The organism is Nitrospira sp., assembly GCA_029194675.1.
Classification (GTDB): domain Bacteria; phylum Nitrospirota; class Nitrospiria; order Nitrospirales; family Nitrospiraceae; genus Nitrospira_D.
Genome location: JARFXP010000006.1, coordinates 155,113 through 178,700, shown reverse-complemented (window position 1 = coordinate 178,700; position 23,588 = coordinate 155,113). Strand labels below are relative to the sequence as shown.

Sequence of the window (23,588 nt, the reverse complement as noted above, 5' to 3'; positions counted from 1 at the left end):
AAAAACTACGGTGGGACGCAATGAGCAGAGGAGTGGCTGGAGAACAGGAGGGGTGTCTGGAACAATGAGCGGCAAGATCGAATCGGCTCTCCTGCGCCATGCACGGTTCAAGATCCGACCCCAACTTTTGACCCCCGACCCCAACTTTTGACCCCGTTCACGGAATCGAGGCAAGAGGAAAAACCGCAAACAAACTGCCATTTTATTCCAAGTTGGGTTTTGTTTGCCTTACCGTTATGTCTCTATCCTTCTTGAGACGGGCATAATTCTCGCCTTGACGCAGAGTAGCCAAAGTCCTAATATCCCGTCGTTTTTGAAATTCCTAATATTATTAAGGTAGAAGGGGTGAGCGGATGCGATATCCTCGACTCTTGGGAACACTTGGGTTGTTTTATATAGTTATTGCAATAATTCCATCTCGCTCAACGAATGCTCAAGAGTTCCTTCCACAATTCGAATTAGATACCCAAGAAATACCCTGTTCAAAGTTGGAGCAATATTCCAAAACTTATATGAAAAGGCACATGACAGAGGACGAACAAAAAGCTCAGGGCGTTGATCCCGACAAAGGGATTCTGGGATACACGGAACCAGGTTGGGCTCCATATTATGGGTATTATGCCGACAATTTATCGAAGGCAGGAGATGCCGGAAACGGCAAGGTGTGCCTCAAGGTTACAAAGCTAACAACTGTAACATACCAGGCTAAGCCGCAAATGCACCGTATTAATTGGAAGCATAACTGGCCAGAGGCATCACAGTGCGCACAGGAATGGAATCGCGTTGTCGAACACGTCGAGACCCATGAAAGAACTCACGCCAAACATGCTGAGGAAATAGCTAAGGAAGTCGAAAAAACGTTTTCACAGGAAGTGAAGACAAAATTTTTGGCGACGCGAGATTTTCCTATAATTTGTGACAGTACTATGGAACAGGCAAAAAAGGAATAATAAAATTCATGTTGGCCCACTTTAAGCAAGAGCAAGAGAGGGCCGACGCCACAGCCAATGCTAAAATGTTGGAGAAGACAAGGGAACTCCATGCCCACGATAAAATCCCGCCAGTAGACTGTTCTAAGTGCAAGAGTTTTTCATTTGATAACTTGAAGTTCAATCTGCGATCTGAGTGGCGCGAGTCATCTGGGAGTTTGTTGAAGATTTTTGAATATGATTCAAGTATATCTGGGACGATCTGTGGTAACCCTCAGGATGAGAGAAGTTCTGGGTACCTAACAATCTATGCAAGGCAAGATAATTCCAAAGGTGTCCAGCAGCGTATCCCATGGAAGCCGGGAGCGGCGAGGCCAAGCTGGCAGTATTATCTAGACTTGCAACCACCACAAATTGAGCTTACGGTTGAGCCGGGTGAGTATGTTCCTTCTGAACAAACGCCGAATACTATAACCAAGACTATTCCATCTGAAAAATTTACAGTACGAGTGCCGTTAACGGTGTCCGAGGAACCGCTTGGTTGTGAATCGGCGGAAACACAATCAAAACCAGTATCGTCAGTCCCGCAGGTGACGAAATGGTTTACTAGATTCGCTCCCCTGCCAAGCACTTGACTTTTGCGCTGTGATTAAATGGTATGTAGCTCTCGCTAACAAGCCGTTTTCGAGACGCAAGGAGCCGAAACTAGACACTCAAAGGGGTTCCTTGTAGGAAGATCACAGATTGATCTTCTTGTGACTCATCTCAGTTCGCCTTGAACCGACGCCTGATGCTCAAAGCTGTCATGACTAAGAGGATGTCAGAGATCAAGCCTTGAAGAGTCAACAGCAGACTCTCCCGGCCGGTGGTTGGGACTATCAGCTTTCTTGTGTCAAAGAAGACCCCAAACGGGTTAGTGATCGAGTGTAGTGGAAGTAGAATAGATCGAGTACAGCGGCCTCCGCGCAGTAAAGACGGGGTCGGATCTTGTATTGTGCATTGCTGGGCTCTCTGGATTCAGGATGCATTCATCGTTCAGTAGTGCAAGTCCCTAGCGTGTCCTATATAGGCCTACGACAGTCAAAGCAATTCGCTGTTCGCAATTTGTGATCATCAGTATGAGCCTAGACGTATTGTCATTCCTCCCAGACCACCAGTCAATTCGCCCAGTCTGTGATGAAGGCGATCAATCGGTGTGGCCTGTGTTAGATAAGGAGAACTATCTGCTCAATTCGTCTCGTGGGGCTTGAAGTCTCTGGCTCCATAAATGAAGCCGAGCACATACACCGTGCGGTCCTGAATTTCATAGAAAGAATAGACGGTAATGTTTGATGAAGAGTTCACGGATGAACGGGTTCCGTAGTTCAGGGACGACCCGACCACGCTCTGCGAGTGAGAAGAGCGAGTCGGCGGTACTCAGGACTTCTTCAAGAAAGGCCAGTGCGGAGAGAGGAGCGTCTTTGGCGATGTAGGCGATGATGTCGTCGAGTTCGTTTCGAGCGCTGGTTGTCCAGATTACTTCACGCCGTTCTTCAGCCACTTTGCCCGTAACTCTTGCTTGACCTGTTCGTGACTGACGGTATTGCCTTGTGCGATTTCCGCTCTGCCCCGCTCGATCGTTTGCAGGACATAGAGATGGTACTGGATGTCGTCAAGCGAGCAGTCGTCAGGCAGCTTTCGCACAAGGTCTAGAACGGCTTCCTTCGTGCTCATTCGAGCGCTCCTTAATGGAAGAAATTGTATGTCAGGTCACCGATGAAAGCAATCGCACCATATCTTCTGAGTGCACGATAAATCCCGTGCGGTGTGGCAACTCTGTCCTTCCTCAACGACGGGAAAATGCCCTCGCGGCTGGGAGTGAGGCTAAAGCAGCGTCTGGAGCTTGCTCAAGGTTTCCATGACGACGTTGAGGGAGGCTGTCCCTTTTTTGACGGCTTTTCGTGCTTTCCAATCGAGGCTCTTGACTTGATCCGCCAGCGCGACGCTTGTTTGCTGAGGATCATCGCTTATGACGACCTCGAAGGGGTAGCCCTTTTTCTGGCTGGTCATGGGACAGCAGAGCATCAGCCCACTAGCACGATTATAGCTGGCTGGTGAAAGGACGATCGCAGGACGATGCCCGGCCTGTTCATGGCCGGATTGGGGGTTGAATTGCAGCCACACGATATCCCCTCGATCTGGAACATAGGCGGGTTTCTTTATCACCAGATCTCGCGGCCGATCGGGATGCCTGTATCAATTTCGCTGTGCACGTTCTTCGGGGTGATCCGTTTGACGAGGTCGTCGAGGCGATAGACTCGCCGAAGTTGAGGTTTCAACACGACGTTGCCGTCCTGCACCTCGATCTCCAAATCGTCCTGTGCTTTGAGCCCAACCTGCATGGCGACACTTTTCGGGACTCGGATCGCCAGACTGTTTCCCCACTTCTGTGCCGTGGTTTTCATGCACCGCCCTCCTGTGTAGATACGGTGTAGATACTATGCCGGTTGGCAAGCTTCGTCAAGACCTCGAATTCCATGCATCCATGTCAGAGTCTCACTCTCGTAGTCAACGACTACGATTGTTTGTCGGACTCTTTGAGGATGCTCAACCAATACCGGGTATGTTTGAGTTCACCGGTTTTTCGGAGCGCGCCCAGTTCGACCAGGCTCTGGAGATCTCTGGTGGCGGTGGCTCTGGAGGTGTGTGTGATTTTGAGATAGTTCTCCGCACTGAGACCACCTTTGAATCCGTCCAGCCCCTCCCGAAACATGCGGGCCAGCACTTTGTCTTGCCGTTCATTGAGCGTTCCACGTAGCCGATCATACAGCCTGGTCTTGGCAATGAGAAAATCGATGAGGCGTTGGGTGTACTGCTGCGCTTCCAGCACGGTTCGTGTGAAATAGATGAGCCAGTCCGTGATGTCCAATACCTTATTGTTGTCCTCAAGAGCCGTGTAATAGGCCTCCCGGTTCCGGTAGATCGTCTGAGACAGTGCGATGAGCGTCGGCCTGCCTAGGGTCCGGGACAAGGCCTTCTCCGACAGCGCTCGCCCAATCCGTCCATTGCCGTCTTCAAACGGATGGATCGATTCGAAGTACAGGTGTGCGATGCCTGCCCAGGTCAATGCCGGGAGTGACTGCTGGCCCCCCGGTGCCGTGTGGTTGAACCACGAGAGAAACCTGTTCATCTCCATCGAAACCCTGTGCGATGGTGGCGCTTCAAAATGCACCTTGGGAGTTCCGATGGGGCCCGACACCACCTGCATCGGATTCTGTGTGGTCCGGTACGCCCCAATCGTGGTCAGGTCTTTCCGTCCATGCATCAGCATCGCGTGCCAGCCGAACAGCTGTTCTTCAGAAAGCGCGGTACCGACGTGCTGATAGAGATCGGACATCAGGGCGGCAATGCCCTGTTCAGCAAGAGGGATTTTCCTGTTGTCCGTATCCAGCCCGAAGTTCCGGCGAATGGAGGATTGCACGGAGTCACGGTTGAGTATCTCCCCCTCGATCTCCGAAGTGGTGACGGCTTCGCCACTGATCAGCTCGATGGCGAGCTGCGACTTATCGCCCGCTGTGAGGTGTTTGATGGCACCATGAACCACACCCGCTTCGTGGATAAATTGGGTTTCGCTTTGAGCAAGAGCTTCGCTGTCATAGGTGAAGTTCGGCCAGTCGTCTTGCTGCCAATTCCATGTCATGGGCGATAGACCACTCTCGTATGGCTCATGATAGATCACTTTTATGAGTTATAGAAGGGATTCCTATAACTCATGGGCATAATCGGTCGCTGGCGTGCTCATGTCGGGCCGGTTGGCCTCGGTTCTCGCCCCATATTGGTTCCAACGATTGGAGATCCAGCACGGTCAGTGTCACGACGCCGAATGCTTCTTCCACGAGTCCTCGAACCACGTACGGCTGGTTTGGCGAAAGCAGATGACAGCAGCGGCGATAGACCTCGGGAAACAGCGTGGCATCGTAAAGGGCGGTGCTGTCTTCGAGGGTGATGAATTCCATGGCATGGCCGTGCTTGGTCTCAGCCGCCTTCTCCGTTATCAGCAAGCCGACCATGGTGATGCACCGACCGACGTAGCGATGCATTTGGGAGGCGGGCACCGGCCGCAGCCGTTCAATCTGCTTGCGGTAAAGGGTCAGGGGATGGCGGCTGGCCAGAAAGCCGAACGACTCGATCTCCTGGGCTCGTTTCCGAGCGGCTGAATAGTCATCCGGAATCGGTAAGGGACTTGAGGTGAAATCGCTTCCCGCGTACAGTCGCCACATCAAGGCCGGCCTTGTCAGCTCGCCGGCGATGGAGTCACAGCAGCCGGCGCGGACCAATGCTCTGGCATGGGTCGGTTCCGGCTTCACACGTCTCAGAAAATCATGAAGCGACCGATAGGAGCCATTCCCTGTGCGTTCTTCGATAATCCTTTCGCCGAGTTCTTTCGGAATCGTCTTCACCTGCATCAAGCCCATCCGCAGCCGCTCGCCTTCGCCGTGGTAGGCCCAGTCGCTCTCGTTGATGTCCGGCAGGAGGATCGCCAGTCCCATGCGGCGAGCTTCCGAGATGTACGCGAAGGTTGAGTAAAAGCCACCTTGGTTACTGATGACGGCGGCGATGAATTCTGCCGGATAGTGAGTGCGGAGATAGGCGGATTTGAACGACACCTGCGCATAGCTGGCCGAGTGAGGTTTGCAAAAACTATAGCCTGCGAAACTCATAATCATCGCCCAGATCTGCTTGATTGTTCCGAGCGGTACTTTGTTTTCCTCTGCACCGCGAAAGAATTGGGCGCGGTAATCCTGTAGCTGCTTGGCCTTGTGTTTCTTGCTCAATACTTTTCGGAGCTGGTCGGCATCGTCGATTGAGAAATCTGCCAGTGCCATCGCCACTTTCGAGACGTCTTCCTGATACGTCATGATACAATGTGTTTCGTTCAGAACTCCCTTCAGTTTGGGATGCCAGAAGGCGCATGACCCTGCTTGCGCTCTGCGGATAAACTCTTCGACGAAAGGATTGGTCGCAGGTCTGACCAGAGACGAGACCATGACGAGATACTCGAAGACATTGGCCACTGCGCGGCGGTGCGGCGGCATGCCGGTCCATAGTTTTCTCAATAAGAGGCGCGTGGCGGGCGATTCGATGTAGAAGCAGCCGATCGTGTTGCCGCGTCGGATCGCCTCCTGCGTGGCGGCATCGTTCAGCGGGTCCCAGGTTTCGTAGTCGATCGTTCGGCCCGTATGCGTGGCGATGGCCGCGAGGGCATCTCGAATCACAGCGAGCGACCGGTTGCCTAGGATATCGATCTTCACGAGTCCCGCGTCCTCCGTCTGGTCCTTTTCCCACTGGATGACCGGCAAGCGCTTGGCCGTGTATTCCACCGGCACGTAGCGTCGGATTTCATCCGGTACGATGACGATTCCACCACAATGCATGGAAAGATGACGAAAGTGGTTCTGTGCCTTCAGTGCCAGAGCCAGAATCTCAGGCCACGGGGCTTTCAACCGTAGGATTTGTGACAGCCGATGAAGCCATTGCTCGTTGGTTGGCGGAGTGGAAAAACCGAGGAGATCTTTTTGACGGACAACATGTGAAGACATCCTGCCGATTTCTTCGCCCGGCATGCCGTACACCTTGGCGACCTCGCGGATGGCTGCCCGGAACCCAAGACCGTTTTGGTTTGCCACCATGGCGGCCTGGCGATCGCCGTACTGTTCGAACACCCATTTCAAAACGTTGTCGCGCTCGTCCCATGCAAAATCGATATCGATGTCCGGTGGATCTTTCCGGCCTGGATTGAGAAACCGTTCGAAGAAGAGATGATGTTTGATCGGGTCAACGTGGGTGATGTGAAGACAGTACGAAACGATTGATGCTGCGACTGAACCGCGGCCACAGGTGGTCCGTTTTGACGCCGTCACAATTTCCTCCACGACAAGAAAATAGTGAGCGAAGCGTTTCCCTCGAATGATCGTCAACTCTTTTTCAATCCGGTCACGAACCTCTTGTGTGATGACACCATATCGATCCTGTGCACCGGCATAGGTTTTGGCTTTGAGTGTCAAAAACGCTTCTTCATCGGTCAGCCGGCGAAAGGCAGGAAAGATCGCCTCGCCAAAACGCCAGTCGCTGTAGCAGGTCTCTGCGATGCGGACACTGTTCTCCAACGCATCCGGAACGTGAGGAAACTGGGATGCCATGAGCGCGGAAGGCATCAGCCATTGCCTCGGTGCGCAACAGGCTCTTTCGAGTAGTCGTGACAGAGTCGTGTTGAGGGCAATGGCGCGCAACAGGCGATGCGTAACAAAGTCATCTGCATGAGAGAAGTACACGCGATTGGTAGCGACGGGCGGAAGATCGATATGACGGCTGAAGAGGAGGGTATCATGCATAGCAGGTCCCGGCGTCAATTCGACATAGAGGTCTTGCCGCGAGTCTTTGGCCCAAGCCATGAGCGCCGCTTCGTCGTCCGTGAAGATGATGAGACCATCACGATAGCGTGAGACTGATGAAAGAACGTCGAACGAGGGATTGCAATGTCTCTCCGACAGCACCCGACAGAGGTTGGCATAGCCGCCCGGTGTTTTGGCCAGCAAAATCGCCCGATGGTCATCGGTGGTCAGTTCAGTGCCGAGAACCGGTCGGAACCCCAGTTGCTTCGCTTGCTCGACAAAACGGATCGCTCCGTACAATCCGTTCGTATCAGTCAAGGCCATGGTGGGCAATCCTTGCCGCTGTGCCGAGAGGCAGAGTTCTTCCAGCGGCGACACACCGCGCATTGGCGAGTAATCGGAATGGACATGCAGATGCACGAACGGAGGCGCCGTCATCGTAACGTTCTTCCCCAGGACAGGACCTGTTCGCCGAATTTTGCGCGAATTTGATCCATCGCCAACGAGAGGCGGTGAGAGCGGGGAAGCACGACGGATTTCGACTCGTCGAAGAGCAAAAGTTGCTGGGCCGGTGGTTCCAACCGACTGACCTGAAGCATCAGCCGTGTGAGACGTACCCGTCGACGGAAACATCGATAGAACAAGCCTGTCAGCACTGGCTGGAGATCGCTTTCCCAGTAGGTGTGGTGGGGCAGCGTCTTATGAGCGGTCTGCTCGATATGGTCGCTATGACGAACTGTCAGCGAGATGTGCCGGCACATCCGTTGCTGTTGCCGCAGCGTGGCGCAAAGCTGCTCCAATAATCGGTACAGCTGGCTCTGCAAGAGTCGATCATCCATTTCATCCGGATCGAGGAGAACGGACCGTTCGATCATCGGCTGAGCGATTGGTGGGCGTACCGGGGAAGGATCGACCCCCAAGGCCCAGTCGTGCAGCAAACTGGCCGGAGGGCCGATGGCGGCTTGCAGATGCGCCAATGAAACGGAGGCGATCGCGCCGAGTGTAAGGAGGTTTAAATCTTTTAATCGTTGTAGGACCCGTGAGGTTTGGATACGGTGAAGGCCGGGGAGCAACATGGTCGACAACGGAGCGAGGAACGGTTGCTCACACCCGGAGTGGATCGACAACACTCTGGGTGGTTTCGTGAGTGTGGTTGCGGCCAGTTGCGAGACCAGCTTGTTTCCCGCCAATCCGATCGTACTCGGCCATCCCTGCTGATGGGTCAACTCTCGACTGATGCGGGTCGCTGTATCGATGGGAGGGCCGAAGAGTCTGGTTGTGCCGGTGAGGTCCAGGAAGAGCGAACCGGGCCTGATCGATTCCCAAGCCGGCGCAAAAGATGAGATACGGTGTTGTAGCTCGCGATGGGCGGCTTGAGTCAGTGATGGGTCCGGAGGGATCATCCGCAGACCAGGACAGATCAGCCGTCCTAGGCCTACAGACATGCCCGGCTGAAGGCCTTCGCGAAGCGCTTCAGCGGAAACTTCTCGGATCAACGCGCGCGGCGTATGAGTCGGTGCTACGGCCACCGGCCTGTTCCGCAACGCGCTGTCAGCGGCACGGGCCAGCACGATTCTAAAGGCAGGAATCTGTAGACAGGCAATATGGCGATCCATGGCAAGTCAAATTCGTAACCAATGGTTACAGTAAAATGGATCCCCGTCAAGTACGTAGAATAGCCGAGCCTAGATTTCGGTCGTGGATCCCGGCCTATGAGGAGTGGGACTTCGGCGATGTGAACCCGCGGTCCATAAGATGGGCGACCTCCGGGCATTCGACGATCAGTGCGAAACGACAGGCGCTTCGGCCCTGATGTCCTCATGTGACTGCATGGCATCAGGCGGTCGGATGACTGTGAATCCCGCCCTGTTCCCGTCCTTCTGCTGGATGGATCGGCTGGTTCGGTTGATTCGTGACGTGAATTTCAATCGGCCTGGTGGTATTCAGATGGACATCTCGCTGGGGATACGAAACGGAGATGCGTTCGTCGCCCAGGCTCTTCTCGATCATGAACCGCAGGTCGCTGCCGACCAGCGCCGGGTTGACCCCGGGGGCGAATGCCACCCAGTAGTACAACGTGAACATGAGCGCGTTGTCTCCGAAGTCTTCAAATAGGACCAGCGGTTCCGGATCCTTCAACACCAGTCCGTGCTGGGCGGCCGCCTCGCTCAACAGGTCGCGGACCCGCTTGACCGGCGATCCATAGGCGACCCCGACCTTCAGGGAGAACCGCCTTGTTCGATTGGAGTAGGTCCAGTTGCTGAGATTCCGCTCCAAGAGGTTGCTGTTGGGTATGTGCATCTCCATGCCGTTGCCGTCACGGATCGTCGATGAGCGGAACCCGATGCTCCGGACCTCCCCCACGACCCCGTCGATCTCGATTAGGTCGCCCACGCGCAGCGGCCGCTCAATGAGGACCATGAGGCCGCTGATAAAGTTCTTGAGCAGATTCTGCGTGCCGAAGCCGATGCCGATGGCGAGCGCTCCGCCCAGGAAGGCGAACACGGTCAGCGGAATCTTAACCCAGACCAAGCTGACGATCAGCACCACGGTGAACAGTATGGCGAACGTCCACTTGCGGAGGATGTCGGCCAGGGGTTCTTCCATCCGCAGCCGGCCGACGGCGAGGCGCTGCACAAACTTGGCCATGGCCACGGACGCCCAGTATCCCAGCATCAACAACAGGATGGCACGAAACATTTTCCCGATCGTCACGCTCCGTCGGCCGCTGATGGATTGACCGTCGACCTCGATCGTGTCTTCGACCGCGAAAAGCTCGAACTCCCAGATGCTGGTCAGCGTGCGTGAAGCACCGGTGAGCGACGCCTGCAGGCGGGCCGAGAGCGGAAGCGCTTCCTCCTGTTGTTCGAAACGGGCTTGGAGCAATTCGAGCAGGCGATGGAACTGTTGTGAGCGTTCCAGCCCGCGATGATAGTATCGCCCCCGCTCTCGGTAGCGGTCTACGAGGGGACGTAACCGGGCGACCTCCGCCGGTGCCGTGGCATGTTTCAGCCGCGTTTCCAACTCGCCCTCCTGCCCCGATGCCATGTCGATCTGCTGCCCGATATAGTCCCTCCAGGTCCTGGCCTCTTGGATGATCGGCGTCAAACGGTGAAAGGCCTCGCGGGCTTTGGCCACGTCGCCCTCGCTCACGACCGCAAACCGGCCCTCCCAGATCCGACGTTCCATCTCTACGGTATCCAACATATGCCGCAACATCTCGACGCGGATATCGGCGTTTTCCGATTGCACGCGCCCCAACTCGGCGCGGTCGACCAGCAAGGAGCGGGCGGCAGCGGCTTTCGGCGATTCCTTGCCGCCCGTGGCTGTAGTCGTCTTGGCTCCATTGAGCCGTGTGACCGCTTGGTCGTGAGCACGATGGCTGGCTCGCTGGTCTCTCAGCGCCAGATCAAGCTCCGCCTCCAACCCCGTCCGTTCCGTCTCGAGTCGCTCTCGAACCTTATCCAAATCCTGTGTATTAAACCGTTGCTCGGGCTCGGCCCGAGCAAGCTGCCGTTGCGCGAAGGCCAGTCGGGCCGTCGCCTCGGCCAGTTCCTCCTGACGGGCTTTCACCGACTGAGTCAGCATGGTGGCTGAGGCGGCCATGGCGCGGCTACGCAGGTGAGCCAAGTCGCGGAGCCAGGTGAGTCGAGTCGTTTGGGTCCGATCCTTGCCCATTTCGAGTTGCTCGGCAGCCAGCCGCAATCGTTGCTCGGCGGCCTTGAGCGCTTCCTCGCTACGCTCAGCCGCACGCATCGTGGCGGCCAGCTTGGACTCCAGCAGCTCGACCGTCCGTTTCAGAGATCGGGCGCGGTCCCGGAGGGAATCGACGATGAGAACGGAGTAGGGGGGCGGATCTGGAAAGTCCATCCACTCGCGGTTCTCTCGTTCCACTTGTTCACGGCGTGTGCGCGCCTGCTGTAGCTTTTGGGTATCTTCAAGCTGCTGTTCGTAGGCACGGGCCAGCTGGTAGAGGAAGGAACGGCGCTCCAGCAATTCGTTCTCGGGAGTGCCTGGTGGAGCACCGGCCTCCAATGCGCCGGATGGGCCGACCGAATTGAGGTCCGCTTCGGCCGCAGCCAACCGGTCACGCAGTTGCCTGATCTGCTCTTCAGGCGATGGCGGGTCTGGGGCGGCGGGCTTGCCGGTCGCATTGCCGCCGCCGGAAAGGCTTGGGAGCCGAACCGGGGATTGGGCCGGGGCGATGGAAGGCGACAGGATCAGGAGGACTGATATGATCAGCAGCCAGCTTCTCATGGCTCCAACGTACCTCCTCATCCCTCCCGTCCGTCAAGTGGGATCAGGCAGGACGATTGACTTATCGCGATCGTGACGAACCGGGCGTGCCCTGGCGCGAAGCAAAATCTTGGCGCTCAGTCCTGGTGAGCCGGAGATTAGGGGTGGGCGGTGATTCATTGACAGTGTAAGAAATCTTGTGCTACGGTCCACCCTTCTTTCGCCGAATAGGCGCCCTACACCTCGCTCCCGACTGGTTCGGGGGCCTTTGCCCAGGAGGATCGCTGCATGGAGCTCTACGAGTCTCTGTTTATCATTCGTCCGTCCGTCTCTGATGAGGAGACGAAGGCGCTCATCGATAAGATGAAAAACGTCGCCGACAAGACCGGCGCCCAATTCATCAAAGCCGAGAATTTAGGGAAGAAGAAGCTCGCCTATGAAGTGCGTCGTGAACGGAAGGGTACCTACGCCTATTTCTACTTTAAGGCGCCGAACAACACGGTCGGTGACCTCGAACGGGCCTATCGATTGGAAGACAACATCATCAAGTTTCTGACGGTCCATCACGAGAAGCCCTTGGTGGAACGGCGTCCGGTGGAAGCCTCGACACAGGAGTCAGACGGTGGCCGGATTTAACAAAGTCATATTGATGGGGAACCTCACCCGTAATCCTGAGCTCCGGTATACGCCGAGCGGGACACCGGTGGCGAGTTTCGGCTTGGCGGTGAGCCGTCGGTTTAAACAGGGTGAAGACCTGAAGGAAGAAGTCTGCTTTGTCGATATCGTGGTGTTCGGCAAACAGGCCGAACATTGCGGGCAGTATCTCAGTAAAGGTAACGGGGCGATCATCGAAGGTCGATTGCAGCAGCGCCGATGGGAAACGGAAGATGGCCAAAAACGCAGCAAACATGAAGTGGTCGCCCAGACCGTGACGTTCATGCCCAAGCGCCAAGACGGTGGGACGAGTGCGGAACCTCCGATGCACGATGAGCCCGGCTATGAGATGAGTGAAGAAGGTTAATGACAGGAGCATGAGGAGGCAGTGATGGATCGAAGCGAGAGCGAACGTGGTGGAGGCGGAGGACGGTTATTTCAACGGAGACGTCCTTGTCGATTTTGTCTGGATAAAGTGCCGATCGATTTTAAGGATGCCGGACTCCTCAGGAATTTTTTGACGGAGCGGGGAAGGATCGTTCCGCGCCGCATTTCCGGGAATTGCATGCGTCATCAGCGTGAACTGACGGTGGCCGTCAAGCGGGCTCGACATATCGCCATCATCAGCTTTGCCGAGGAGCGATAGCGAACGTGATCGTCGATTTCGATGCACCGGGGTGGGGCAGCGGCAGGCTGCCGAGGATGACCATGGATGTATTGACACCGAAAATCGCGGACATCACGGCCGAAGGGCTTTCATTGTCGGGGGACCTGACGGGAGAAGAGTTGGGACTGACGGATACGGATGTGTCCATCCGCGGAACCATGGCAGTCGGGCTGGATCTTCGAGCGATTGAACGTACCATCTATGTGACCGGAGTCGTGGAAGGAACAGCTGTCCGCCAATGCGTGCGATGCCTTAAAGATTTTGACGACCCTCTGGCGTTTTCGTTACGTGTGGCCTATGAGCGCGAGGCCAAAGCGACGAGTGGCGTCGCAAAGCGAGACGATCCACGGAAGAGGAACTCGGCAGCACCTCCGGAGGGCGAAGCAGAAGAACAGAACGACGATCTCTACTACTTTACGGGTGATCATCTGGAATTGGGGCCGATGCTGCGCGAGCAATTGATTCTTGCTGCTCCCATGCACCCGCTCTGTTCCGAGGACTGCCGCGGACTCTGTGCTCGTTGCGGGAAAGATCTGAATGAGGGCCCTTGTCGTTGTGGTGAAGAGCCGACGGGAAGCCCGTTTCAGGTGTTGCGTACTATGAAAGACAAGCTGAGGGACCTTGGTGAGCGCTGAGCAGTGGTTCGAATCGAGCGGAAGAAGGAGTCATCATGCCCAATCCCAAACATAAACATTCACGGGCGAGGCGCGATAAGCGTCGTACCCAAAAGCTGCGCATGACCCCGCCGGGGATGGCAGTGTGCCCACAATGTCACGAGTTGAAGCTGCCGCATTATACCTGTTTGAATTGTGGCACCTACAAGGGCAAGGCGGTCATTCAAGTCGAAGAGGCGTGAGCAGGTTGTCCAAATCGGTCCATGGCGCGAGTTTCCCAGCACGTCTAACGTGAGCCTAGGGGGCGACGCGTGTTCAGCCAGTTATTCCAACGCCATCCGTGAGCACGCCATCTCGCATGAAGATTGCGCTCGACGCGGTAGGGGGCGACCATGGCCCCGCACCCTGTATCGAGGGCGCTTTTCAGGCCGTGAAAGAGTTTGACGTCGAGGTCATTCTCGTCGGCAACGAGACCACACTGAAACAGGAATGTGAGCGTCAGTCCTGTCACGATTCCCGCCTCACGATTCGGCATGCATCCCAGGTCGTCGAAATGCACGAGTCGCCCGCCGTTGTCGCTCGGAAAAAGCGGGACTCGTCGATCTGGGTTGCGACCGAGTTGGTCAAGAACGGCCATGCGGACGCGGTTGTGAGTCCCGGCAACACGGGCGCGAGCATGGTGGCGTCGTTCTTTGTGTTAGGACTGATGAAGGGAGTGGAGAGACCGGCGATCGCTACCAGCCTGCCGACGTTGAGTGGGGAAGCGATCATGCTCGATGTGGGGGCCAACGTCGACTGCACCGCCAAACATCTTGAACAATTTGCCTTGATGGGGAATGAATACGGGAAGCATCTGCTCAGAAAATCGAATCCCCGTGTCGGCCTTCTGAGCATCGGCGAGGAAGACAGCAAGGGCAACGAAGTCACCAAAGAGGCGTTCAAGCTCCTCAAAGGCAGTTCGATGAACTTTGTTGGGAATATCGAGGGGCGTGATGTGTACAGCGGTATTGCCGATATCGTTGTCTGCGACGGGTTCATCGGCAACGTCGCCTTGAAGATTTCCGAAGGTGTGGCCGAGATGATCAAGCGACTGTTGCTCAAGGAAATCTCGGGCCACTTCCTTGGCCGACTTGCCTATCCCTTGATCTCCGGGCCTCTCATGAATCTGAAACGGAAAATCGACTATGCCGAGTTCGGCGGAGCCCCGTTGCTGGGGGTCAATGGGATTACGATGATCTGCCATGGTCGATCGTCGGCCAAGGCCATCAAGAATGCGGTCCGACGAGCGAAGGGCATGGCTGAAGGCGGCGTGCGAGAGCTGATTCAGCGCGATATTGAAGAGAGTCGCTCCCGTCCGTCTATGGAACTGGAGATATGAAAGCCTGGATTGCCGGAACCGGCTCTTACGCGCCTGCCAGGGTCCTGACGAATGCGGATCTCGAACGGATGATCGCCACCTCCGATGAATGGATTCGCGAACGGACAGGTATTTGCGAGCGGCGTATTGCAGCCACCGGAGAGGCCTGTTCGGATTTGGCGGTGCAGGCCGGGAAGCGGGCTTTGACCGCGGCCGGTCTCGCGGCGACCGATCTCGACATGATTTTGGTCGCCACCTGTACGGGTGATTATCCTCTCCCTGCAACGGCCTGTCTTGTACAGCATCAACTCGGCGCGACCAGAGCCGCGGCGTGCGACCTTTCAGCCGCCTGCTGCGGATTTGTCTACGCGCTCTCGGTGGCGGATGCGTATGTCAAAAATGGGATGCGCCATGTCCTGGTGATCGGATCGGAGGTGATGTCTGCCATCATCGATTGGACGGACCGGAACACCTGCGTGCTGTTTGGGGATGGGGCCGGTGCGGTCGTCGTCAGTGCAAGCGATGGAGAACGAGGGATCCTCTCTACTCACCTTCGATCCGACGGTGCCCTCTGCGAGCTGATCATGGTGCCGGGAGGAGGCTCACGAACTCCACCATCCGAAAAAGTGCTCGCCGAACGCCTGCAGTACATCAAGATGAAAGGGAACGAGACGTTTAAAGTCGCCGTACGCACCTTGGAAGAGATCGCTCGTGCGACTCTTACGGCCAATGGTCTCAGGGTGGAGGATCTTGATCTCTATGTGCCGCACCAAGCCAATGTGCGAATTCTGAAGGCGGTGATGGAGCGGCTGGGCCTTCCGATCGAAAAGGTGCTCCTGAACCTCGATCGTTACGGGAATACTTCTGCGGCGTCCATCCCGATTGCACTGGATGAAGCGGTTCGCGAAGGGCGTATCAAGGATGGCTCGTTGGTGATGCTGGGGGCGTTTGGGGCAGGATTGACCTGGGCCTCCGCAGTCATCCGATGGTAGAGAACGAACAGTTCATGATCCAGGACCATTCCGATGTGGAGCTCATGCTGATTGTGGGAAGGCGACAGCTTGTGAAAACTTTTCCCGTTGACTTTGCTCGGGATTTCGAAGATATCTAACGCCCCATGACTCTAGGAATCGGGCTTGTTTTCCCTGGACAGGGTTCCCAGTCGGTCGGGATGGGGAAGGCGCTCTATGACGCGCATCCCTCATTGAAACCCGTTTATGATGAGGCCTCTTCGGTCCTGGGTTATGATATCGCCGAGTTGTGTTTCACGGGACCGGCTGATCGACTCAACCGAACAGAATTCACCCAGCCGGCCTTGCTCGTGAGCAGTGTGGCAGCGTTGAAACTGTTTGAGCCGGTCGGAATCAGGCCGCTGGCGGTGGCGGGCCATAGTTTGGGCGAGTACTCCGCGCTGGTTGCGGCAGGCGGCGTGTCCTTTCGTGATGCCGTTAGCCTGGTTCAGATACGGGGACGCTACATGTCCGAAGCCGTGGCTCCCGGAACCGGTCTCGTGGCGGCTCTGTTGGGCTTGACCGGTGAGGTTGTTAAAGAAGTCTGTCATGGAGCGTCATCCGTCGGGATCGTCGCCCCAGCAAACTTCAACTCCCCAGGGCAGGTGGTAATTGCCGGCGAAATGGCGGCGGTGGAACGAGCCATTGAATTGGCCAAAGCACAAGGCTGTAAAAAAGCCATCCCATTGCCGGTCAGTGTGCCGGTTCATACCCCATTGATGCAGCAAGCCGCCGATCGATTGGCGAAGGATTTAGCCGGGGTTCGGTGGTCGGACCTCAGCGCCCCTCTGGTGAATAACGCCGAGGCGAAAGCGATCAGCCGGGCGGACGAGATCCAAACGTCATTGGTTCGTCAGCTGCCCTCTTCTGTACTGTGGGAGAATACCGTCCAGACAATGGGAAGAATGGGCGTCACGACGTTCGTAGAAATCGGCCCTGGTACAGTCCTGACCGGCTTGATCAGACGAATTCTGCCTGATGCGAAACTGTTGAATGTGAACGATCCGAAGTCGTTAGACGCGACACTCAAGGCGGTCAGCTAAGGCCGGACTGTCCGCGTGGAAAACCAGGTGACGAATTCCCCGTCAGCCTGTTAACGTATCGTCTGAAAGGTCTGTAATGTCACTACAAGGAAAAACAGCTATTGTTACCGGCGCTGCGCAAGGCATCGGTCGGGCCATTGCCGAATGCCTGGCTCAAGCGGGGGCCGACGTTGCCGTGGCCGATCTCGACGCCGGTCGCTCTGTGGAAACCGTCGCCTCCGTCGAAAAACTGGGGCGGAAGGCTCTGAACATAAAAGTCAACGTAGCCGATGCGAATGAGACCAAGGCGATGGTCGAGCAAGTCCTGAAGACTTGGGGGAAAGTGGACATCCTCGTCAACAATGCCGGTATCACTCGTGATGGCTTGTTGCTACGGATGAAGGAGGAAGATTGGAATCTGGTGCTTCAGATCAACCTGAACGGTACGTTTAACTGCACAAAAGCGGTCTTGCAGCCGATGACCAAGCAACGGTATGGTCGCATCGTCAACATCGCCTCGATCGTTGGGGTGATCGGGAACGCGGGGCAGGCCAATTACTCGGCCTCGAAGGCGGCCGTCATCGGGTTTACAAAAACCGTTGGGCGGGAATATGCCAGCCGTAACATCACGGTGAATGCGGTGGCGCCCGGTTTCATCGACACGGCCATGACCCACGGACTACCGGCTGATGTGAAAGAAACGTTACTGAAGCAAATCCCGTTGGGGCGATTGGGCACGCCGGCGGATGTTGCGGGGGCCGTGCGGTTTCTGGTGTCCGAGGATGCGGCCTACATCACCGGCCATGTCGTGCACGTGAACGGCGGGATGTTGATGGTGTAAGGGCGTCGAATTGTGTGGATGTTCGGCCGTCACAGATCCCCATGGGGCGGTGGAGCGGGAGTCATACCGGGGAAGGAGGTAGTCATAGCGATGGCAACTGTTGAAGAGCGAGTCAAAAAGATTATTGCTGAACAGCTTGGTGTAGAGGAGGATGAGGTGACGCCGGAAGCCTCCTTCGTCGAAGATCTTGGGGCTGATTCGCTCGATACCGTCGAGCTTGTCATGGCGCTGGAGGAAGAGTTCTCGATCGAAATTCCCGATGAGGATGCTGAGAAGATTCTGACCGTCGGGAAGGCACTGGACTACATCAAGGAAAAGTCCTAGGCATGTCGGCAGGAATATCTGATCAAGCAGCACGGCGCGTTGTGGTCACCGGTCTTGGGCTGGTGACACCACTGGGCACGGGTGTCGAGAAGACGTGGAAGGCGATCTGCGCCGGTGAGTCCGGGATCGGCCGAATCACCAGGTTTGATCCGACGGGCTATGATGCCCAAATTGCCGGTGAGGTCAAAGACTTTGATCCTGCTCAGTTCATCGAAAAGAAAGAGATCAAGAAGATGGATGCGTTCATCCACTACGCTGTGGGTGCGGCCCAGCTGGCGGTGGATGATGCCAGGCTAAAAATAAAGCCGGAGGAGGCCACGAGGGTCGGGGTCTACATCGGTTCCGGGATCGGCGGACTCGGGTCGATTGAGCATTTTCATGATGTGCTCAAAGGCAAGGGGCCTGGCCGGGTCTCACCGTTTTTCATTCCCATGACCATCATCAATTTGGCGTCCGGGCAGGTGGCGATTCGGATCGGAGCCAAGGGGCCCAACTCTTGTGCGGTGACGGCTTGCGCCACGGGCAATCATTGCATCGGGGATGCATACCGCCTGATTCAACGAGGTGATGCCGATGTCATGGTAGCCGGTGGTGCCGAAGCAGCTGTCACACCGCTTGGTGTGGCAGGATTCGCAGCGGCCAAGGCATTGTCATTCCGGAATAATGAACCGACGAAGGCGAGCCGCCCGTTCGACAAGGACCGGGATGGATTTGTGCTGGGTGAGGGTGCGGGGGTCGTGGTGATCGAGGAACTGGAACATGCCCTTCGGCGTGGGGTCAAAATGTACGGCGAGATCATCGGGTATGGGATGAACAGTGATGCGTACCACATTACGGCCCCACCGGAAGAAGGCGAGGGAGCCGTTCGTTGCATGGAATTGGCCCTCAAAGATGCGGGAATCAATCGTGATCAGATCGGGTATATCAATGCGCATGGTACGTCGACGATGGCCGATGCCATTGAGACCCGAGCGATCAAACGGGTGTTCGGAGAACAGGCCTTTCGAATTCCGGTCAGCTCGACCAAGTCCATGACAGGGCATCTACTCGGAGCTGCGGGCGGGATCGAAGCCGTCTTCAGTCTTCTGGCGCTGTTGCACGGTATTCTCCCCCCCACGATCAATCTGGATCATCCGGATCCGGTCTGTGATTTGGACTATGTTCCCAATAAGGCACGACCTGCCGCCATTCAAACGGCGTTGTCGAACTCCTTTGGATTCGGCGGAGTGAATGCTTGTCTGATCTTCAAGAGACTGGACGCCTAGCGCGTAGGCCACAATGACGCCGGCTTCACCGGCCGATTCTTCTCCCGCCATATCGAACTATCGATTCACGAATCCGAGCTTCTTGACGGAGGCTCTGACCCACAAATCGTACGTGAATGAGCGCCGAGAGCCCGGTCGAAAACATAATGAGCGGCTTGAGTTCTTGGGGGATGCCGTATTGTCGCTCATCGTGAGCGATTATCTTGCGAGGCGGTATCCTGAGTTGAGCGAGGGAGCTCTCTCAAAACTCAAAGCCAAACTCGTGAGTGAAACGCCGTTGGCGAATGCCGCCAGGCGTCTTGATCTCGGAGCTCATCTGAAGCTTGGTCGAGGCGAAGAACGCTCGAATGGGAGGGACAAGGTCTCACTGTTGGCTGATGCGTTTGAAGCCATCATTGCGGCCGTCTATCTCGATGGAGGTTTTGAGGCGAGTCGAAACTTCACCATTGAGGCACTGACTGATGAACTACGCCAAGTCGATGCCCTGCAAGAGAAACCCGGAGGAGATGATTACAAAACGCGCTTCCAGGAATGGTGTCAAAAACGGTATGAACGGTTGCCTCGATATGTGATCGTACGCGAAACCGGCCCGGAGCACCAAAAGGTATTCGACGTTGAAGTGCACGTGAATGACAGGGTTTTCGGGATCGGCCGAGGATACAGCAAGAAGGAAGCGGAACAGGAGGCGGCGCAACGGGCGCTGGAGCAGTCTGAGCGGTAATGCCGAGTCCATGCGAAGATAGTCGACACTGTCATATGAAAGACATGGGAGGGGGAAATGCTGAAGCAACCCGAGTGGCGAATGCTGATGGGAGTGGTATTAGCGGTCGGTCTATCAGTCTCAGGTAACGCGCTGGTTGTCGCGGCTGATAACACGCCGGCGTCCAAGACTGAAGCACCGAAAGGGTCGAGGGCGATCATCAAGACGAAATTCGGCGATATCGAAATCAAGTTCTATCCGGATGTCGCGCCAAAACATGTAGAGAATTTTATCAAGTTAGCAAAGTCCGGATTCTACAACGGGACAATTTTTCACCGTGTCATTCCCGGTTTTATGATCCAAGGCGGGGATCCTAATACGAAGGACACACTTAAAAAGGACACCTATGGGCAGGGTGGCCCCGGTCATACGATCAAGGCGGAGTTCAGCGATATCCCGCACAAGCGTGGCATTGTTTCTATGGCCCGAGCAGCTGATCCGGATACGGCCGGCTCTCAGTTTTTCATCGTCGTAGAGGACTCACGATTTCTGGACGGCAAATACACCGTTTTTGGCGAAGTGACGAAGGGAATCGGTGTGGCCGACAAGATCGTCAACCTGCCACGCGACGAGCGGGATAATCCGAGAGAGCGTGTAGAAATGACGGTCACGATTGTGGAGTAAGTTTGGGGATGAGGTGCTTTCTGTCTTGGCGCACGGCGCACGCAAGGTAACAGCTGATTGAAATATAAGGGCGGTGCTCGGTGCCATGCGCATAGTTAAGGCAACTCGTCCCCTCGTGGTGAGAAGGGGAGAGATTTGGACCGGAGATCAATGGTCATGGTGCTTACAGTCGGGACCATGGGTGTGTTCTTCGGCGAGAGGTGGTGGCAGGAACGATTGCCCGGGTAGAAGAATGTGTCCCGGTTCCCGTTTCTTCTTGAGATGTGTCGCGATCTCTGGATGCTGCATCTTCACATACCCAAGCAGCCCTCCCAGAAACCGGCTTGACTGAAAATTCTTCCCTGAAAAGGTAGAGACGAACCGGTCGATCCGATCCAGGATTGCCGGGGCATCCGATGGATCTGCGATCTGCTCGGGGTTCTGTTTTCTGAATGTTTCATACTCCTTCCGGAGCTGTTCGGCGAACACCGGCATTGGAGCAGCAGGGACATGCAGCGGGCTGAGTGTACGCCGGAGAGCCTGAAGGGCTGTGATCACCTCGGCGTCCTGCCCGTCTCGACGTCCTTCAAAGTAACTGAACGTGATCACTTCGATCAGGTTGAATAACCCAACCGCCTTCTGCCCTCCCGATTCATCCAGCTCTCGATAGAAATCTCGCCGAATGGGCAAGAATTGCTCACTGAGTCGTTTCTGCTGGTAATCGTTTCCACTATCGAGATAGACACAATCAGTGGGGCAGGAAATCCGTGTCATGCGATGTTCGCCACAACAAGGGCTGCAGATCAACCCTCCAAGAGCTGGACAGGCACGTTTGCCCTTTCGATGGTGACAATAAGCACACGAGCTCATTTCTTCGTTCCTTCCGGTCCGGGCTTGGGAGGGGGAGGGATAAAACCGTAGTCGGCCAACGTACGTTTCTCGCCTTTCGGCTTGGCGACCGAAGGGGTTTCAAGTCCGTTCATTTCCGCGGCGTGGACATAATGGTAGGGAACCAAAATCAGGTTGTTCACCCGGTCGATACCGATGTCAGCCGGAGCGGGGAGATATTCAGCGATGACTTGGAATCGATAATCTCGGGTCATGCGCCAAATCTTGCCTTTTGTGATGTCTGATACGTACATGTTGCCCCATTGATCGAAATCCACTCCGCTCAGGTTTTGAAAGCGACTCGTAAAAAATCCGTTCGATTCTAATTCAGTCAGCTGTCCGTCAGGAGTGATCTCAAGGATTTTCCCCTTCTCCCAACTTACTATGATGAGCTGATTCGTCTTAGGATGGATTGCGATTCCTGCGGGACCGGCGAGCCTGTCATCATGAATCAACAGGTCGACCCGATGATTGGCCGATGGGTTGATACGGTAAATCGAATTGGCGGTTTGGTCCGAGGCGTAGAGGAGGCCGGTCGGTGAGGCGGCAACGTCCGTCAGTGATACCGGTGTCCGGGAGAGGGACGGGAACGACACCGTGGTCACGAGTTTTCCCGTTGTCTTGTCGAAGCCTTTCAGCTGATCAAGGTCCGCGACATAGAGAATCGGTCCGACTAAGGCCATCCCCTTTGGAGCATGCAGGAGGATCTCCGCCACGCCGCCTTGGATGAACTTGAGGTTGGTGACCTTTCCCTCGGCATTCAACTTTGTGATGAAGCCGTTGTTGTCCCGGGCCTCCGATTCCCCGTTGATGTTGGAGATGAAATATTCTTTCCCGGAAGGGTCGCCTACGAAACTGTTTGGCGATTCCAAACCCGTGATCTGTGCCGCCTCGCCGGGCAGCGTAAGGCTCAGTGTGAGTACCCACGGGAGGAGAAGCCGGTGGTAGGAATATAAGGGCAACGAAGGGCTATCCACAATTAGAATTTCGGTTATCGTATCTAAGGGTTGAAGAGGCTGTCAAGAAAGGCGAGGGAGGGATCAGGGCCGAAATGAAACGGAAACATCCTGATTCCCTGCTGCTCATGCTCGACGTCCACCCACTCAATGAGCGTTGACTTGCCTAAAATTCACCTGCTAAGTTGCAGCGATTTTATTGGACAAAACAGTGACAGGGAGGGGACCGTGGCCGCACAGTTGATTGATGGAAAAGCGCTCGCGCAACAGGTCCGTGATCGTCTGGCAAAAGACTCGGCGGAGTTGTTTGCCAAGAAATCGATGAAACCGGGTCTTGCGACCATTTTGGTCGGTGACGATCCCGCCTCGCATGTGTACGTCAGAAACAAGCAAAAGGCCTGCGAGTTAGCGGGGATCTACGTTGACGATCACAAACTCCCGGTGAACACGACGCAGGCAGAGCTGTTGGCGCTGATCGACAAAAAGAACACCGACCCCAAAATCCATGGAATCCTGGTTCAACTTCCGCTGCCCAAACACATCGACAGCCAGGTGATCCTCGAAGCCGTTTCGCCACTGAAAGATGCGGATGGATTTCATCCTTACAACTTCGGCCGACTGGTGGAGGGCCATCCGGTCTTCGAAGCCTGTACCCCAAAGGGTGTCATCAAGATGATCGAGTCGACCGGGGTGACAATAGAAGGCAAGCGGGCAGTTGTGGTGGGACGGAGCAATATTGTCGGGAAGCCGTTGGCGTTGATGCTGCTTCAACGGAATGCGACGGTCACGATCTGTCATTCAAAAACGAAGGACCTGCCCGGGGTTTGCCGTGAGGCGGAGTTGTTGCTCGTCGCGATCGGAAAGGCGAAGTTCGTGACGCCCGACATGGTGCGTGAAGGCGCGGTCGTCATCGATGTGGGGACCAACAAGACCCCTGAAGGCAAGCTGTGCGGCGACGTAGATTTTGACGCGGTCAGCCAAAAGGCCGGCTGGATCAGCCCTGTCCCCGGTGGGGTCGGCCCAATGACCATCGCGATGCTGCTGGAAAATACCGTGGAGTCGGCCAAGAGAGCGGCAGGAATGCTATGAGG

The 23,588-nt window shown here is 55.9% G+C and carries 25 protein-coding genes; 15 read left to right on the top strand and 10 right to left on the bottom strand.

Going from position 1 to position 23,588, the window contains the following annotated elements:
• Positions 1-524: 524 nt before the first annotated feature.
• Positions 525-950 carry a DUF922 domain-containing protein gene (locus P0120_22715; protein MDF0677124.1) on the top strand — a complete coding sequence of 142 codons (426 nt, stop codon included), beginning with the start codon at positions 525-527 and terminating at the stop codon, positions 948-950.
• Between the two features lie 1,282 nt (positions 951-2,232).
• On the opposite strand, the gene P0120_22710 is transcribed toward P0120_22715, so the two are convergent.
• The 8 genes from P0120_22710 to P0120_22675 all read right to left on the bottom strand — a co-directional run bounded on the left by P0120_22710 (position 2,233) and on the right by P0120_22675 (position 11,557).
• Positions 2,233-2,469 (bottom strand): type II toxin-antitoxin system RelE/ParE family toxin, encoded by a 237-nt coding sequence (locus tag P0120_22710; GenBank protein MDF0677123.1) that lies wholly within the window; start codon positions 2,467-2,469, stop codon positions 2,233-2,235.
• The gene (locus P0120_22705; protein MDF0677122.1) at positions 2,445-2,642 is read right to left on the bottom strand and encodes a hypothetical protein; all 198 of its coding nucleotides are present in this window, start codon (positions 2,640-2,642) and stop codon (positions 2,445-2,447) included. Before P0120_22705 ends, P0120_22710 begins: the two co-directional genes overlap by 25 nt.
• Before the next feature lie 150 nt (positions 2,643-2,792).
• Positions 2,793-3,134, bottom strand: coding sequence for an endoribonuclease MazF (gene mazF / locus P0120_22700; protein MDF0677121.1), 342 nt, complete (start codon positions 3,132-3,134; stop codon positions 2,793-2,795).
• Positions 3,131-3,373 carry an AbrB/MazE/SpoVT family DNA-binding domain-containing protein gene (locus P0120_22695; protein MDF0677120.1) on the bottom strand — a complete coding sequence of 81 codons (243 nt, stop codon included), beginning with the start codon at positions 3,371-3,373 and terminating at the stop codon, positions 3,131-3,133. Before P0120_22695 ends, mazF begins: the two co-directional genes overlap by 4 nt.
• A gap of 110 nt (positions 3,374-3,483) precedes the next feature.
• Positions 3,484-4,608, bottom strand: coding sequence for a Fic family protein (locus tag P0120_22690; protein MDF0677119.1), 1,125 nt, complete (start codon positions 4,606-4,608; stop codon positions 3,484-3,486).
• Positions 4,609-4,678: 70 nt separating this feature from the next.
• Positions 4,679-7,738 carry a DNA polymerase III subunit alpha gene (locus tag P0120_22685; GenBank protein MDF0677118.1) on the bottom strand — a complete coding sequence of 1,020 codons (3,060 nt, stop codon included), beginning with the start codon at positions 7,736-7,738 and terminating at the stop codon, positions 4,679-4,681.
• The gene (locus P0120_22680) at positions 7,735-8,916 is read right to left on the bottom strand and encodes a hypothetical protein (protein ID MDF0677117.1); all 1,182 of its coding nucleotides are present in this window, start codon (positions 8,914-8,916) and stop codon (positions 7,735-7,737) included. Before P0120_22680 ends, P0120_22685 begins: the two co-directional genes overlap by 4 nt.
• Before the next feature lie 220 nt (positions 8,917-9,136).
• A complete protein-coding gene (locus P0120_22675; GenBank protein ID MDF0677116.1) occupies positions 9,137-11,557 on the bottom strand; it encodes a mechanosensitive ion channel in 2,421 nt (806 codons plus the stop codon).
• A 267-nt stretch (positions 11,558-11,824) separates the two neighbouring features.
• Here P0120_22675 and rpsF point away from each other — a divergent pair, with 267 nt between their 5' ends.
• The 13 genes from rpsF to P0120_22610 all read left to right on the top strand — a co-directional run bounded on the left by rpsF (position 11,825) and on the right by P0120_22610 (position 20,674).
• Complete coding sequence (gene rpsF / locus P0120_22670; protein ID MDF0677115.1) at positions 11,825-12,172, top strand: 30S ribosomal protein S6; 348 nt, start codon at positions 11,825-11,827, stop codon at positions 12,170-12,172.
• Positions 12,159-12,557 carry a single-stranded DNA-binding protein gene (locus tag P0120_22665; protein ID MDF0677114.1) on the top strand — a complete coding sequence of 133 codons (399 nt, stop codon included), beginning with the start codon at positions 12,159-12,161 and terminating at the stop codon, positions 12,555-12,557. Before rpsF ends, P0120_22665 begins: the two co-directional genes overlap by 14 nt.
• A 24-nt stretch (positions 12,558-12,581) precedes the next feature.
• Positions 12,582-12,836, top strand: a complete 255-nt coding sequence (gene rpsR, locus P0120_22660) for a 30S ribosomal protein S18 (protein MDF0677113.1) — start codon at positions 12,582-12,584, stop codon at positions 12,834-12,836.
• A 5-nt stretch (positions 12,837-12,841) separates the two neighbouring features.
• Positions 12,842-13,492, top strand: coding sequence for a DUF177 domain-containing protein (locus P0120_22655; protein ID MDF0677112.1), 651 nt, complete (start codon positions 12,842-12,844; stop codon positions 13,490-13,492).
• A gap of 35 nt (positions 13,493-13,527) precedes the next feature.
• Positions 13,528-13,713: a 50S ribosomal protein L32 gene (gene rpmF, locus P0120_22650; GenBank protein ID MDF0677111.1), complete on the top strand. Its 186-nt coding sequence runs from the start codon at positions 13,528-13,530 to the stop codon at positions 13,711-13,713.
• A 116-nt stretch (positions 13,714-13,829) separates the two neighbouring features.
• Entirely contained in the window at positions 13,830-14,849 is a 1,020-nt protein-coding gene (plsX, locus tag P0120_22645) for a phosphate acyltransferase PlsX (protein ID MDF0677110.1), read from the top strand.
• Positions 14,846-15,820, top strand: a complete 975-nt coding sequence (locus tag P0120_22640; GenBank protein ID MDF0677109.1) for a ketoacyl-ACP synthase III — start codon at positions 14,846-14,848, stop codon at positions 15,818-15,820. Before plsX ends, P0120_22640 begins: the two co-directional genes overlap by 4 nt.
• Before the next feature lie 125 nt (positions 15,821-15,945).
• Positions 15,946-16,881: an ACP S-malonyltransferase gene (gene fabD / locus P0120_22635; protein ID MDF0677108.1), complete on the top strand. Its 936-nt coding sequence runs from the start codon at positions 15,946-15,948 to the stop codon at positions 16,879-16,881.
• A gap of 76 nt (positions 16,882-16,957) precedes the next feature.
• Positions 16,958-17,701 carry a 3-oxoacyl-[acyl-carrier-protein] reductase gene (gene fabG / locus P0120_22630; GenBank protein MDF0677107.1) on the top strand — a complete coding sequence of 248 codons (744 nt, stop codon included), beginning with the start codon at positions 16,958-16,960 and terminating at the stop codon, positions 17,699-17,701.
• A gap of 90 nt (positions 17,702-17,791) precedes the next feature.
• Positions 17,792-18,025, top strand: a complete 234-nt coding sequence (gene acpP, locus P0120_22625; protein MDF0677106.1) for an acyl carrier protein — start codon at positions 17,792-17,794, stop codon at positions 18,023-18,025.
• Positions 18,026-18,027: 2 nt separating this feature from the next.
• Entirely contained in the window at positions 18,028-19,290 is a 1,263-nt protein-coding gene (fabF, locus tag P0120_22620; GenBank protein MDF0677105.1) for a beta-ketoacyl-ACP synthase II, read from the top strand.
• 13 nt (positions 19,291-19,303) lie between these two features.
• On the top strand, positions 19,304-20,011 hold the full coding sequence (gene rnc, locus P0120_22615; protein ID MDF0677104.1) for a ribonuclease III: 708 nt from the start codon (positions 19,304-19,306) through the stop codon (positions 20,009-20,011).
• Between the two features lie 57 nt (positions 20,012-20,068).
• Positions 20,069-20,674 (top strand): peptidylprolyl isomerase, encoded by a 606-nt coding sequence (locus P0120_22610; protein ID MDF0677103.1) that lies wholly within the window; start codon positions 20,069-20,071, stop codon positions 20,672-20,674.
• Between the two features lie 147 nt (positions 20,675-20,821).
• Here P0120_22610 and P0120_22605 read toward each other — a convergent pair whose 3' ends face one another.
• Both P0120_22605 and P0120_22600 read right to left on the bottom strand, forming a co-directional pair.
• Entirely contained in the window at positions 20,822-21,427 is a 606-nt protein-coding gene (locus tag P0120_22605; GenBank protein MDF0677102.1) for a hypothetical protein, read from the bottom strand.
• Positions 21,428-21,519: 92 nt separating this feature from the next.
• A complete protein-coding gene (locus P0120_22600; GenBank protein MDF0677101.1) occupies positions 21,520-22,503 on the bottom strand; it encodes a hypothetical protein in 984 nt (327 codons plus the stop codon).
• A gap of 222 nt (positions 22,504-22,725) precedes the next feature.
• Between P0120_22600 and folD the strand changes: the two genes are divergently transcribed.
• On the top strand, positions 22,726-23,586 hold the full coding sequence (folD, locus tag P0120_22595; GenBank protein MDF0677100.1) for a bifunctional methylenetetrahydrofolate dehydrogenase/methenyltetrahydrofolate cyclohydrolase FolD: 861 nt from the start codon (positions 22,726-22,728) through the stop codon (positions 23,584-23,586).
• The last annotated feature ends 2 nt before the right edge of the window (positions 23,587-23,588 follow it).

What these genes read in the sequence shown, in the direction of transcription:
- P0120_22715 (MDF0677124.1), top strand. Translation starts at nt 525, where the DNA reads ATGACAGAGGACGAACAAAAAGCTCAGGGCGTTGATCCCGACAAAGGG.
- P0120_22705 (MDF0677122.1), bottom strand. Translation starts at nt 2,642, where the DNA reads ATGAGCACGAAGGAAGCCGTTCTAGACCTTGTGCGAAAGCTGCCTGAC.
- P0120_22695 (MDF0677120.1), bottom strand. Translation starts at nt 3,373, where the DNA reads ATGAAAACCACGGCACAGAAGTGGGGAAACAGTCTGGCGATCCGAGTC.
- P0120_22690 (MDF0677119.1), bottom strand. Translation starts at nt 4,608, where the DNA reads ATGACATGGAATTGGCAGCAAGACGACTGGCCGAACTTCACCTATGAC.
- P0120_22685 (MDF0677118.1), bottom strand. Translation starts at nt 7,738, where the DNA reads ATGACGGCGCCTCCGTTCGTGCATCTGCATGTCCATTCCGATTACTCG.
- P0120_22680 (MDF0677117.1), bottom strand. Translation starts at nt 8,916, where the DNA reads ATGGATCGCCATATTGCCTGTCTACAGATTCCTGCCTTTAGAATCGTG.
- P0120_22675 (MDF0677116.1), bottom strand. Translation starts at nt 11,557, where the DNA reads ATGAGAAGCTGGCTGCTGATCATATCAGTCCTCCTGATCCTGTCGCCT.
- rpsF (MDF0677115.1), top strand. Translation starts at nt 11,825, where the DNA reads ATGGAGCTCTACGAGTCTCTGTTTATCATTCGTCCGTCCGTCTCTGAT.
- rpsR (MDF0677113.1), top strand. Translation starts at nt 12,582, where the DNA reads ATGGATCGAAGCGAGAGCGAACGTGGTGGAGGCGGAGGACGGTTATTT.
- rpmF (MDF0677111.1), top strand. Translation starts at nt 13,528, where the DNA reads ATGCCCAATCCCAAACATAAACATTCACGGGCGAGGCGCGATAAGCGT.
- plsX (MDF0677110.1), top strand. Translation starts at nt 13,830, where the DNA reads ATGAAGATTGCGCTCGACGCGGTAGGGGGCGACCATGGCCCCGCACCC.
- P0120_22640 (MDF0677109.1), top strand. Translation starts at nt 14,846, where the DNA reads ATGAAAGCCTGGATTGCCGGAACCGGCTCTTACGCGCCTGCCAGGGTC.
- fabD (MDF0677108.1), top strand. Translation starts at nt 15,946, where the DNA reads ATGACTCTAGGAATCGGGCTTGTTTTCCCTGGACAGGGTTCCCAGTCG.
- fabG (MDF0677107.1), top strand. Translation starts at nt 16,958, where the DNA reads ATGTCACTACAAGGAAAAACAGCTATTGTTACCGGCGCTGCGCAAGGC.
- acpP (MDF0677106.1), top strand. Translation starts at nt 17,792, where the DNA reads ATGGCAACTGTTGAAGAGCGAGTCAAAAAGATTATTGCTGAACAGCTT.
- fabF (MDF0677105.1), top strand. Translation starts at nt 18,028, where the DNA reads ATGTCGGCAGGAATATCTGATCAAGCAGCACGGCGCGTTGTGGTCACC.
- rnc (MDF0677104.1), top strand. Translation starts at nt 19,304, where the DNA reads ATGACGCCGGCTTCACCGGCCGATTCTTCTCCCGCCATATCGAACTAT.
- P0120_22610 (MDF0677103.1), top strand. Translation starts at nt 20,069, where the DNA reads ATGCTGAAGCAACCCGAGTGGCGAATGCTGATGGGAGTGGTATTAGCG.
- P0120_22605 (MDF0677102.1), bottom strand. Translation starts at nt 21,427, where the DNA reads ATGACACGGATTTCCTGCCCCACTGATTGTGTCTATCTCGATAGTGGA.